At 44.7% G+C, this 12,987-nt stretch carries 12 protein-coding genes; 8 read left to right on the forward strand and 4 right to left on the reverse strand.

Features of this window, described 5'->3' with window-relative positions:
- Positions 1-6: 6 nt before the first annotated feature.
- Entirely contained in the window at positions 7-1,182 is a 1,176-nt protein-coding gene (locus tag MHH92_RS14160; RefSeq protein ID WP_180361745.1) for a Ger(x)C family spore germination protein, read from the forward strand.
- Between the two features lie 42 nt (positions 1,183-1,224).
- Positions 1,225-1,443 (forward strand): hypothetical protein, encoded by a 219-nt coding sequence (locus MHH92_RS14165; protein ID WP_036608149.1) that lies wholly within the window; start codon positions 1,225-1,227, stop codon positions 1,441-1,443.
- Positions 1,444-1,524: 81 nt separating this feature from the next.
- On the opposite strand, the gene MHH92_RS14170 is transcribed toward MHH92_RS14165, so the two are convergent.
- A protein-coding gene (locus tag MHH92_RS14170) for an IS3 family transposase (protein WP_435303371.1) occupies positions 1,525-2,675 on the reverse strand; the annotation gives its coding sequence in 2 pieces (ribosomal slippage) (positions 1,525-2,414 and positions 2,414-2,675; 1,152 coding nt in all).
- Positions 2,676-2,810: 135 nt separating this feature from the next.
- Positions 2,811-4,085, reverse strand: a complete 1,275-nt coding sequence (locus tag MHH92_RS14175; protein ID WP_340904478.1) for a stalk domain-containing protein — start codon at positions 4,083-4,085, stop codon at positions 2,811-2,813.
- 266 nt (positions 4,086-4,351) lie between these two features.
- Here MHH92_RS14175 and MHH92_RS14180 point away from each other — a divergent pair, with 266 nt between their 5' ends.
- A complete protein-coding gene (locus MHH92_RS14180; protein WP_017688591.1) occupies positions 4,352-4,774 on the forward strand; it encodes a hypothetical protein in 423 nt (140 codons plus the stop codon).
- Between the two features lie 96 nt (positions 4,775-4,870).
- Here the strand turns inward: MHH92_RS14180 and MHH92_RS14185 are convergent, their stop codons facing one another.
- Together MHH92_RS14185 and MHH92_RS14190 are read right to left on the reverse strand one after the other, a co-directional pair.
- Positions 4,871-5,296, reverse strand: coding sequence for a hypothetical protein (locus MHH92_RS14185; protein ID WP_338708767.1), 426 nt, complete (start codon positions 5,294-5,296; stop codon positions 4,871-4,873).
- Positions 5,297-5,342: 46 nt separating this feature from the next.
- On the reverse strand, positions 5,343-6,575 hold the full coding sequence (locus tag MHH92_RS14190) for a GAF domain-containing sensor histidine kinase (RefSeq protein WP_340904479.1): 1,233 nt from the start codon (positions 6,573-6,575) through the stop codon (positions 5,343-5,345).
- A gap of 163 nt (positions 6,576-6,738) precedes the next feature.
- Here MHH92_RS14190 and MHH92_RS14195 point away from each other — a divergent pair, with 163 nt between their 5' ends.
- The 5 genes from MHH92_RS14195 (at position 6,739) to MHH92_RS14215 (ending at position 12,929) form a co-directional block, all read left to right on the forward strand.
- Entirely contained in the window at positions 6,739-7,047 is a 309-nt protein-coding gene (locus MHH92_RS14195) for a hypothetical protein (RefSeq protein WP_036608134.1), read from the forward strand.
- A gap of 192 nt (positions 7,048-7,239) precedes the next feature.
- Positions 7,240-7,806, forward strand: a complete 567-nt coding sequence (locus tag MHH92_RS14200) for an esterase/lipase family protein (RefSeq protein WP_083677388.1) — start codon at positions 7,240-7,242, stop codon at positions 7,804-7,806.
- A 191-nt stretch (positions 7,807-7,997) separates the two neighbouring features.
- On the forward strand, positions 7,998-8,996 hold the full coding sequence (locus MHH92_RS14205) for an AraC family transcriptional regulator (protein WP_340904481.1): 999 nt from the start codon (positions 7,998-8,000) through the stop codon (positions 8,994-8,996).
- Between the two features lie 131 nt (positions 8,997-9,127).
- Positions 9,128-9,922, forward strand: coding sequence for an SDR family NAD(P)-dependent oxidoreductase (locus MHH92_RS14210; protein WP_340904483.1), 795 nt, complete (start codon positions 9,128-9,130; stop codon positions 9,920-9,922).
- Between the two features lie 187 nt (positions 9,923-10,109).
- Positions 10,110-12,929: a glycoside hydrolase family 2 TIM barrel-domain containing protein gene (locus MHH92_RS14215; RefSeq protein ID WP_340904484.1), complete on the forward strand. Its 2,820-nt coding sequence runs from the start codon at positions 10,110-10,112 to the stop codon at positions 12,927-12,929.
- Positions 12,930-12,987: the final 58 nt, after the last annotated feature.

Here is a 12,987-nt window from a genome sequence, read left to right on the forward strand (position 1 = left end):
GAGCACTTGCGAATATATAGAGTACTACTAATGCCAATATTGTGTTGTGTGCTTTTAAGTGGATGCTGGGATCGCATCGAGATAAACGATTTGGCTATCGTGCTGGCTACAGGGATAGATTATGAAGATGGCAAAGTACAATTGACTTCACAGATTTTCATTCCGCGAAAAGCGAGTGCAGGAGATAGCAGTGGGAGTGGAGGTAGTCCAAGCGGGGTTACAATGATTCGAACAGCGGAAGGACGTACAATTGCCGAGGCATTGAATCGGTTACAACGTAAAGTTCCCCGGAATATGTTCTGGGGCCACTGCGAAGTCATCATCATTAGTGAGCAAGCCGGCAAACGCGGTATCCGCGAGTATATCGATTTCTTCCTGCGTTACCCTCAGTTCAGGGAGCATGCATATGTCTTTTCCAGCGAAAAGGCTGCGAAAGATATCCTTGCGTTACTTGATCCACTGGAGCGAAGTTCTGCTGAATCGCTACGTGAGATGGCCAATCTGAAGTTAGGTACACGTGTTACTGCGCTTGAACTGGCTAAATCTATTGAAGGTCCGAGCAGTTCAGCCATTTTGTCTCGCATGTTAATCTTACCCCCGGAGCCCGATCAGGATAAACTGACGACTACGCCATATGTGAAAGGTCTGAGTATGTATAAGAAGGATCGTTATGTCAAGACGGTCAAAGAACCACTAAGTGTAGGTGTATTACTACTTGCAAAAGAACTGAACAGCATTATCATGCCCGTTGAGTTTGAGCCGTTAAAGGGTTCTTTTTCGATAAGACTCATTGAAAATAAAACCTCCTTGAAGCCGCGAATTGTAAACAAACAGTGGAGTATGAAGGTCGACATCCAAACCAGGGGGGAAGTGGTGTTAAATACGACGGATGCCAATCTGACTGATCCCGCTGTATTAACTAAACTGGAAAAGGAATGGTCGGCTAAACTGACATCTTTGGCTCATGATGCTTTAGTCATGTCCCAGAAAGAGCTGCGCTCCGATTTCTTCAAATTCGCAGTTGAATTCCGCAGATATTACCCGCATCAATGGAAAGCGCAGGAGAAGAACTGGGAAACCATCTATCCTGATATGGACGTGGAAGTCAACGTAGATGCACATGTAGTACGTACCGGAAAATCAACAGGACCACAGGGGATACCTAATGAGGACGAAAGTTGAACAGAATCGGCTCCTGTACAAGCCTGGAAGAGAGGTGATTGCATGAAACTAGGCTCAATCCTTGGAATATTGATGCTGGCGACTGCGATAGTGTATGGAGAGTGGAAGAGCAGCAAAGAGAAGCGAGCCAGAATAGTGAGCGCGGGATTTACTGCTGTGGCGGCAGTAATTGGGATCATTCTTCTCTTTCAGCCCCGTTTGCCTGGTCCTACCCAGTTTGTGAAGCTTATATTTGGAAGTGTGGATAAATTTATAAAATAAGATGATGGGAAAAAGAAGGACCAAGTCTCTGCGTACTGGTCATAGCCCCGTCAAGTAGACAATAAAAAAAGAGAAACTCCATTAAGCGGCGACTTTTTCCCGGAATTCAATTGGGGAGAGGTCGCCGAGTTTGTTTTGGAAACGGTCCTTGTTGTAAAACAACATATACTCTGTAATTTGGATCCTTGCTTGTTCCAGATTCTGAGGCTTCTCCAAATATAACTTCTCCGTCTTTAAGTGGGAGAAGAACGACTCAATACATGCATTGTCATAGCAGTTCCCACGCCGAGAATGGCTTCCTGTTAGCTTCTTCTCTTCAAGCAATTTGGCATAGCTCTGTGTTGTATACTGGAATCCCTGGTCGGAATGGAGTAAGGCCGGTCCACATTTCAGTTTCTTTACCGTTTCCATCACAAGTTTTAAGTCATTTCGCTCGGAGAGTTCCCAAGCTACAATCTCGTTGTTGTATAGATCCATCACAACCGAGAGATAAGCAAAATCATGCCCGATCCGGACATATGTAATATCCGTCACGAGTTTCTGCACAGGAGCTGCCGCCGAGAATTCCCGATTTAAGACATTACGGAATAGAACTGACGGTTTCCGGCCAGCAAATGGACGTTTCTTGCGAATCACGGAACGAATCTGGAGTTCTCTCATTAAGCGGCGTACCTTTTTGTGATTCACCACAAGGCCTTCCTTTCCTAACGCGGTTCGCATACGTTTGTAGCCGAAATAAGGACGAAGCCGGTGAATGCCTAAAATATGTGCTTTTAGATCCGTATCCCGATCTGCTCGTTTCTCTCGGAGGACGATATTCTTCTTCCATTTGTAGTAACCTGCACGAGAAATTTCAGCAATTTTACACAACCAAACCACAGGTGCCCACTTACTTATTTCTCGAACGGACTGGCACCGGGCTTCGAAATCCAGCTTCCCTCTCCGTGCAAATTCGGATTGAGCTTTTTTAGATATTCTACCTGCGCTTTCAGATAAGCATTTTCTTCTTCTGCACTGCTAAAATGCTTCTTCGTCCAACGTCCTCGATAATCCTCAAAACTCTCTCCATTTTGGCTTTTACGTACCCAAGTAATAATCTGGCTCTCACTCTTAATACCAAACTTCTCCATGATCCGACTGTATGTCCAACCTTCTTCCAATCGCAGACGAACAGCCTCTTTCTTCGTTTCTTCACTATATTGATTAAAAGTTTGGCCCTTTTTCGCTGGCATAGCAAAAATCCCCTCCGGTTTTCAGTGTTGAGTTCATTTTATCATGATCTCTTTTTTCACTGTCTACCTTGAGGGGATAATACCATACCAGAGGCGCGGTCCTTCTTTTATTTAAGTTGTAGCCAGTTAGAAAGTTTACTCTTTGATCACAGAAGCATTTACGGCATCTTCCATTTTCGTATTGTAGGAACGGAACAGACCCAGACGCCAGAACGCGGCTCCTTTGAGGTCATAACGTTTGGCGAGACCCAGCTTATCATCAACAGAGGACGGCGTTTCACTGCTTAGACTGATACCGAGCAGAAGTTTACTCTTTGGGACACCGGCCTGAATGGCTAATTGAATCGCCTGATCTACAAGACTATTTGGCTCAGGTACCTGAGATTTGGTGCCAACCGGATTATACTGATAGGCCATAATGATAAGATCATCTGCAATAGAGGCAAGTGTTTTGTAATCATAACCTTTATAAGCACTATTTAGCGGCGGTACTGCCAGAGATAAAGCTGTGTCCTGGGGCAAGGAACTTTTTAATTGTTTCACGTAAGCATTGAGCAGCTTCTGTTGTTCTACCGCATCCAGTTTAAAGCCCAATCCTTCAAAATCCAGAACAACTCCGCCAAAACCATGCTCTGCGACAGCAGCAGTTATGCCTTCAATCGATTTCTGCCGCAGGCTCTTGTCGCTCAGAACTTTGGTCAGTTCGCCATTTCCGTCCAAGGCATACACCATGAGCTGTGGTTGGATCTGTTGATCTGCTGCATCAGCAACGATGGACTGCGGTGTAATATCACCCGCAGCAGCAGGGAGACGGTACTCATCTCCTTGGAGCGTAAACTGACCTTCACGATCAATGCGGCTCCAGCCAAAGGCTACGGAATTCATGGAAGTAATAAGGTCCTTTTCTTGAAAGGATTGCAATGCATAGAAGGCTCTCAGGTGCATCTCGCGTTGTGGGGAGACAAGGGAGACCGTCTTGGTTGCTTGATTCCAGCTTACTTGTACACCAAATTGGTTACTGAACGAACTTAGTGGAATAAGTACGCGGCCCTCCCGCTGAACGGGTGCTGCAGCAAGTGTAACTTTTTTTCCATTTACGGTCGCTGTGGTGCTGCCAACTTGTAATAGTACCTCGGTAGTTTGTCCTTTCACAGTGTTCGTTGCTTTTACAGTCTGTGATTTGCTGTTCCAGGTAATATCGATACCTAGGGCTTCCCCGACCGTCCGAAACGGAACGTAAGTGACACCTCTATCAATACGTGGAGCTGCATCAAATATCAGGGGCACATCATCCAATTGAACTGAGATGGCCGGGGCAGCATAGGCTCCACCGATATTGGGGGTACTTCCAAGAATAGAGAGAGCAATTACGGTAACCGCAGCGATGTTTCCTACACGTTTAATAAGCATCGTTTGTGTCCTCCAACTCCGTACATAATAGTAGAATTATATTTTGAACAGAATCTAGTAATCTAACATATGTAGCATAACAAAATTTTCATATCGTTCCAATATAAGAGTCTGGAATATAGTCATATATACCATATCGCTGTTTAATGGATTCTTCCAACCATAGTGTAATTGAATGATAGCTTTGGTGAGTTGTTGGCTAGAAGTCCAAACACAATAGTACGCTACGAATATACTATCCTATCCCAACATTAGGAGGTAGATTGATGAGCACATTTCTGGATGCAAGAACATCACAAAATGCCAGTTTGGCCAACTCAATAGCTATTCCAATATTATTCCTGAACACCCCACAGCTCTTTGGTCAAATTGGTCTGCAAACTGCCGGAGCAGGAGCCAATCCCAGAGTTCAATTTAAAGGGACGGTTTCTGTACAATTACCTTTAGCTCTTGTGGGCATAACGATTACCGTTGTAAGAGGTACCTTGTCAACGGACCCGGTTATTTACTCCGCAACGTCCACATTTGGTTTAAGTGTATTGGCACCACAAGTAATTACATTCTCTGGAAATGATTTTAATCCACCGATTTTACCACAATTAACTTACACTGCTTTTGTAAGCTCCAACTTGCTGGGAACAATCCGCGTTGGTCCCGAGAATTTTGATGGATTTGTGGTCTCTGATTAATAGCTCGCTCTAAAAATAGTTATGTTATCGTAAAAACAACCCCATATCTCTAATCTACGGGAAACCGATTAGAGGTATGGGGTTGTACGTGTTTGTTCAATCTGAAACGACATATCCGTCGAAACTCTCGGGTCCCACCCGAGTAGTACCGAGCAGGTTTGTGCTGATAAATGCGGTATAGGTTAATTGAGGCATAAGCGGTGGGTTATAGTCAGTGGAAGAGAAGACAATCACTTCAGGGTTAAGCAGACCATTCAGACCATATGTGTGGTTTCCCGAGTATACAATTGGATCGGTTGCGATTATTCCTCTTACCACAGTAATCCTCACTATAAAAAGTGCACGCGGCAATTGCACCGTGATGGTTCCTTTTAATGAAACTCTTAGATTGGTTCCGGCTCCAGCGGTGATGAGACCAATCTGGCCGAATAATTGTGGCGTAAAAATCACTGGAATCGGTATGGAAATGGAATTAAACAACGCAGCATTTTGCGATGATCTTGCATCCAGAAATTGAGTCAACGTATATACCTCCTATCTGTTTCAGATAGAATAATATATTCATCATTCAGATTTTCGCATGGACGGAGGGTGCAGCGCTGGAGATATTAAAGACAAAACGACTGCCCATAGGACTGGACTCTTTAAGCCATACAATGCCACCCATTAATTCAGCGAGTTGTTTACAGATGGACAGGCCAAGCCCCGCTCCGCCATACTTTCCTGAATTACCATGAATCTGGGAATAGGATTTGAACAACAGATCCTGACGGTCCTGCGGGATGCCGATGCCCGTATCCTTTATTTCGTAGGATGCATGGAGAGTACCTTTTGTATCAGCAGATACCTCAGTAGAGATGCATACTTCACCTGTCTCCGTAAATTTTAGCGCATTCCCAACGAGATTGATTAAAATCTGACGAACTTTGTGCTGATCGCCCATAAGCATCAGATGATCATTAATATTATATTCTGCGTACAACCTAATTCCTTTTTTCTGTGCTTCAGAAGAGAATAATTGTAATACATGTTCAACTGTTTCAGTGACACTATAGGGCTTGATCTCCAGAGAGATCGCACCAGCTTCTGCTTTGGAGTAGTCCAGAATCTGATCCATCATCGACAGAAGGCTGGCGCCACTTGACTCAATGACATTAACATATAACGATTGATCCTCACTTAGCCTGGTCGATTGCAACAGATTGGCCATTGCAAGAACACCATTCATTGGCGTCCGGATTTCATGGCTGAGAACGGCCAGCAAATTTTTCTTTTCTTCAAGCACTTTTGCAGCGGTCTCTTCCGCCTGTTTTAATTGTTGCAGAGTTGTTTCCATCTCAAGAAGACTCGTGAAAAAGGAAGACAAGGAGAGAAGCAGATCCACGTCCTTTTGTTGATAGGAATAGAAATCCTGATCAAATGAGCAAAGGGAGCCGTAAATTTCTCCGTTCTCATTATGTATAGGCACACCAACAAATGAACACCCACCTACGAATTCGGTTGCGTCCATATGTCTGGTTAATGGATGTGTTAGATTATTATTGATTACTAACGGGCCTTGGGAATGTTCAGTCACAAGTGCACAGTATGACTCGGCGTTATCAACGACCAGCCCCTCACCCAGAATTAGTTTGTCACGATTATATACGTTCAGAACCTTGGTGGATAGATGATCCAACTGGGCAATACAAAACGTGTTTGCAGGAATTAACCTGCTTGCCGTGTCCATGACATTAGCAGCCGAATCATATAATTTATGTGAGACAAGGGATAGTACATCAATGAATTCTGTTTTTAACATATTGATTTGACTCCTCCTGATTGTAGAAATTCGTTGTGCACTGTATTCAGTATATATGAATTTGAAGAATCGATCATGTATGGTTTTGACAGTGGAAGACGGAAATGAGAAAATATAATGCTGTGCAACATGTATATATTAATAAAGTTTTGGAGGCAAATCAATGAATCAGCGTTTTCGAATTACCCGATCCATGCAAGATAGTAATGCCGAACAATCCATCTCGCTGGAAGAGTGCAAACTCTACTTCGAATCCCAACCCGATTTTACCTATTCACCGGTTCTTAACATTGTAGGAGCAGAGAGCACCATGACCATTGAGGGGGACTTTTTTATGTGGGACCTTGAGGGTGCACAGATTGCTTTTCGTTTGTACATGGGGGATCTGTATGTAGCTATTTCTAACGAAGCTATTGTACCCAAAATGATTGAGATTGCAACAGATCTACGTGCAGATATCGTTGAAGGATAAGAAGTAGAGAACTAGAGTTTGATAAAAATGTAATGATGTTAGTTGTAGTATGTTTTAGACATCCCTGTAAAAATGAGACTAAAGATTCATTTATATTCCATATGTTAGATTGTAATATATGGAATATAAAACATTTTACAGGAGGGTAATGAAGTGAAAAAGACCAAATTAATACTTGTTGTATTCCTGAGCATGATCCTTGCCTTATCAATAACTGGAATAGGATCGAGTTCAAAGGCTTCTGCAGCTACGGCACGTACACCCATTGTATTGGTACATGGATTGACCGGTTCAGATAGCAATTTTACAGCAATTGAGAGTTATTTGCGTAGTCAAGGGTGGACAAGAGACGAATTATTCGCGATTGACCTTCCTAGCAAACAAGGAAACCAGCTGTTGAACTCCGCAGCAATTAGTCGATTCGTAGATGATGTTCTGCGCCAAACGGGTCATACAAAAGTCAATATTATAGCTCATAGCATGGGTGGAGCTAATAGTCTCTATTACATACTTAACCGTGGAGGCGCTTCCAAAGTGGATAAGTTGATTACCCTTGGCGGGGCTAATCGATTGACCACAACGACAGCTCCGAGTGGAATAAAGGTGACTTCGATCTATTCCACCAGTGACACGATTGTGTCCCCGGTACTTTCCCGTTTGAACGGGGCGAACAACGTTTCGGTTTCCCTCGTATCCCATATCGGTCTGCTGTTTAACTCGCGGGTGAATGCCCTGATCAAAACTGCGTTGAATGAGTAGCTGAACATACAAATGTGCATTCTTTCATAATATTCTGAATGATTGACTTGAACACGACTGGCCATTCATGGTTAGTCGTGTTTTCGTATTACCCGGAAATGGCTCGCTGAGGTAAGTTTCAAAAATAGGTACATCCATTCTATAATTAGAAATCAGAATAAAAATGGAACAAGTTAAAGGAGTCTGTATACATGCAACCTCAACCGAATGATCGGATTAAAGTTCATCCAGGCTTTTGGGCTGGATTACATCAATTAGGGATTGGTGCTGATGACATCGCTCGCACAGCACAACTATCTCTTGAGACAATAAATAAACCTGTAGTGACCCAATCTCAATACTTCGCAATCTGGCAGGCCTACTCTGATCTCAATGGGGACACCGCCGAGGGCATCATCAAACTTGCAACCGGATATGAAATATCGAAGTATCCTCCGCCTGTACTGGCGATGTACCATGCTCGTGATTATCGTGATGCGTTGAATCGCATGGTGCGTTACAAGCAAATGTGTCCTCCCGAGAGTTTGCAGATTACCGAAGCAGGGGAGGAATGTATCATTGAACTAGGATGGTTACATAAGGAGCAACCAGGTCCGCCATTACTGGTCGGTATTACGCTGGCATTTCTGATCGAACTTGGACGGAGGGGCACAGGACAGCCTTTGATTGCAAAACGGGCTGAGTTCTCCCAACCGATGGGTGACGTAGCCACCCTTGAGGATTACTTCGGCTGCCGAGTCGATACGAATTCCAACTATAATCGGCTGACGCTGGAACGGAAAGATCTGAGTCTTCCATTTCTATCGTATAACGAGGAGTTACTGGAGATTCTGACCCCGGCACTGGATCGGTCGCTGGACGAACAAGAGAGCAATCGTTCCGTTACTGAAGTGGTCAAATGGATTATGAAACGCAGCCTCACAGGAAAGCGCCCTGACATCCAGACGGTCGCCAAAGAGCTTCGCATGAGTGATCGTACTTTGCAGCGGCGACTGACGGAGGAGAACACAAACTTCAAGCAATTATTAACCGAGGCCAGACGTGAGCAGGCTCGAGCGTACCTTGCAGATCCTTCACTTGATATCAAAGAAGTGGCATTTCTGGTTGGGTATGAAGATCAGAATTCGTTCTATCGTGCTTTCAAGATCTGGGAAGGGGATACACCTTCAAATTGGCGTGTCAGGCAATAACTCTGGCGCAAAGTGCTAGTTACTAGATCCTTCAGACTGCGTAATATTGTATCTATCCGGTGTATGAAGCTTGTTGGCAATGTTCAAGAAACGGTTACCGGATAGTTGTAATCAAGAAGGAGAAATGCAGGATGGATATGGGACTAAAAGAGAAAACAGCCTTAGTTACAGGATCAACAAAAGGAATCGGTAAAGCGATTGCTATAGAACTCGCTCGAGAAGGTGTTCATGTTCTGATTAATGGACGTAATGATGAAGAGGTAGAACGAACCGTTCGCGAAATCAAGTCCACTTTTCCGGAGACCTCTCCGCAAAAGGCTACGGCTGATCTTGTGGATCTGGCGCAACGCCAAGCTTTATTCGAGAAATTTCCTGAAGTTGATATATTAATCAATAGCATGGGGATATATGAAATCATGAGTTATGAAGACGTAAATGATGAAGTGTGGGAGAAATATTTCCGTACCAATGTTCTGGCTGCCAATGGCTTATCCCAATTTTATTTACCTAAAATGGTGAAGAACAATGACGGACGTATTATTTTCATTGCAAGTGAAGAAGCCCTTATGCCTTCAGGCCAGATGCCTCAGTATTGCATGACCAAGTCAATGCTGCTGTCATTATCCAAAAGTTTGTCCAAACTGACAGCAGGAACCGAGGTTACGATCAATACGATCCTGCCAGGTCCAACACTGTCCGAAAACGTACAAGAAATCATTGAGGGCATATACCCTGATGAGGCACTGACTTTTGAGGAAAAAGAGAAAGACTTTATGAAGAGTAATCTGCCACAGTCCGAATTACAGCGATTCATCAAGCCAAGTGAAATAGGCAGACTCGCTGCATTTGTATGCAGCCCATATGCTTCAGCCTTCAGAGGCTCTCCCATCCGGATGGACGGGGGCATGGTTCCCACCATATTTTAAAATTGTTCAGGATACAGGATATCTATCCATAAGATGTCGCCAGCATTGGCGACTTTTTTATTTGTAAATGATCTATGCGAGGGGCGTCAATCGAGTTTATAATACAGGTATGATTTTCGAAAACGATTTCTGTTCATTGGAAGCGATTACTTTTATCGATTATATGAATCTAAAAGGGGACACTATCATGATAGAAGCAATAAATCTGGAAGGCATATGGAAACTCCAACTTGATGAACATAAGGTAGAACGTGGTCTGAATTTCTCAGACGTTATTACATTGCCAAATACTACATCTCATGCGGCCAAGGGCAAGAAAAACGAGAATGTGTTAATCGGTGCGCTGACGGATGAGTACTTATTTGAGGGTTATGCCTGGTTTTCACGAGAGATTGAAATTCCCGAACACTTGGCTGGAAAATGTTGCTTCTTGCATCTGGAACGAACACGAGTAACCACAGTTTGGATCGATGGGGTGGAATGCGGAACACAAAACAGTCTGAACACACCTCACCGTTACGAGATTGAGGCAGGGCTAACCGCGGGGACTCATACAATTACCATTCGAGTGGACAATACCAATTATCCAACCAAAGGTGGTCACCTTACATCCGAAGACACGCAGACGAATTGGAACGGCATCACCGGGAAATTGGAACTTCAATTTTTCGAGCGTGTTTTCCTGGATAATGTTCAGGTCTATCCCGATCTTGCGACTCGATCTTTCGATATCAAGGCAGTACTTGTTGGTGACCTGCAAGAAGTACGAATCGTGGTTTCGGCTGTTGCAGTCAGTGCAGATCCGGTGTATACGACCGAGGAACAGATTTTCGCCCCGGATTCGCAGGAAATCCAGCTGACGTACAAGATTGGTGAAGATGCGATGTTATGGAGTGATGATGAACCTAACCTGTACCAACTTCATATTCATCTGCAAAATCAGGACGGCGAAGTGCTGGATTCCACCGAAGTATGGACGGGATTACGGGAATTCCGGGCTGCCGGAGACAAATTCACCATTAATGGTCGCAAAACGTTTCTTCGAGGCAAACATGACGGGCTGATCTTTCCGCTCACCGGATACGCGCCAACAGATGTGGATGAATGGGTTCGTATTCTCGCTATCTCCAAGTCCTACGGTATCAATCACTACCGTTTCCATACCTGTTGTCCTCCGGAGGCTGCTTTTATTGCAGCGGATCTGCTCGGCATCTACATGGAGCCTGAGCTTCCGTTCTGGGGAACCATTACGGATGAATCTTCGGATGGGCATAATCAAGCCGAGCAGGATTACTTGATTAGCGAAGGATTTGCGATGCTGCGTGCTTTTGGTAATCATCCTTCGTTTGTCATGATGTCCATGGGGAATGAACTATGGGGAAGCAAGGACAGATTGAATTCGATCCTGAAGGCATACAAAGCATATGATCATCGTCATCTATACACCGAAGGTTCGAATAACTTTCAGTTTGTGCCGGACATTCTGGAGGAAAGTGAATTCTTCTGCGGGGTTCGTTTCTCCAAAGAGCGCCTGTTCAGAGGTTCATATGCGATGTGTGATGCTCCGCTCGGTCACGTGCAGACCGACCTGCCAAATACATTGAAAGATTACGATTCAAACATTGTACCTGAGCAAGGCAGCGATGCTGACCCTTCTGGTCAGACTGGGGACAAAGAGATTCAGATTCAGTATGGGACAGGTTCCAAAACAGTGCAGGCCGAAGCTGGAAGTGACCAACTTGTCTCACACGTACCAATCATCTCGCATGAAATTGGACAGTACGCCACGTTTCCTAATTTCGAGGAGATCAACAAGTATACGGGTTCTCTCAAAGCCAAGAATTTCGAAGTATTTCGAGAGCGTCTGAATGCCAAAGGACTGGGACATCTGGCGGAAGCATACTTCAGAGCCTCTGGTAAACTCGCGGTCGCATGTTACAAGGAAGAACTGGAAGCTGCTTTTCGTTCGCAGCAACTAGCCGGGTTCCAGCTGCTGGATCTTCAGGATTTCAGTGGTCAGGGAACGGCGCTGGTGGGTGTACTGGACGCATTCATGGATTCCAAAGGCATGATTACACCTGAGGAGTGGAGAACGTTTTGTTCCGACGCTGTGTTGTTGGCGAGATTCCCCAAATATAATTATCAAGCGGGTGAATTGTTCGAAGCACGCATTGAACTAAGTTACTTCCGGAGACAAGCATTGGATGGCCTTCAATTGAAGTGGGAAATTCAAAGCGAGCAGATCGAAGGAAGCGTCCTATTGGAAGGGAAAGCAGACTTGCCAGCGACCCATGGAGAACATTATGTGAATGTCGCGGATCTCAGCATTCGCATTCCTGAAGTCTCCAATATGACCAAAGTGGAGCTTAGACTGTCCATTCCGGGCACGGATATCCGTAAGTCTTACGACCTGTGGATCTACCCGAGTCAGGAGGAAGTGGACCTGAGCGGTTTGAATCTATTTACCGAACTCTCGGAACAGGCGTTGGCGCTGCTTGAGCAGGGCGAGGATATTTTACTTTTCCCGAATCCCAATCAACTTCAACACGCGATCCAAGGTTTCTATAGTACCGATTTCTGGTCTTACCCTATGTTCCGATCCATCTCGGAGAATATGAAAAGAGAAGTTCCTGTGGGCACAATGGGCTTGTTAATTCAACAGGATCATCCGGCCTTCGAACATTTTGTCACAGAGGAGCACTCAACTTATCCGTGGTGGAGCATCGTGTCCGAGTCGTCATCGATCATCTTGGATGAGTTGGATAAAGACTTGAATCCGATCGTGCAGACCATTGACAATTTTGAGCGAAACCACAAGCTCGGCCTGTTGATGGAGTGTCGGGTCCGGAAGGGGAGAGTGCTGATGGGAGCGCTGAATCTGGAGCGTCTGATGACTACATTGGAGGGCAGACAGCTGTTATACAGCTTCCGGCGTTATGTACAAAGTTCCGCTTACCAGCCAGTTGCACGTCTGGAAGTAGAGGAACTTCGCAAGTTGTTTAACTAAGATATAGGGAGAAGAAGTGTCAGGTTTCCCTTAATTATGCCAATGAGCCCCTTCCGCG

The organism is Paenibacillus sp. FSL M7-1414 (genome assembly GCF_038003195.1).
Classification (GTDB): domain Bacteria; phylum Bacillota; class Bacilli; order Paenibacillales; family Paenibacillaceae; genus Paenibacillus; species Paenibacillus amylolyticus.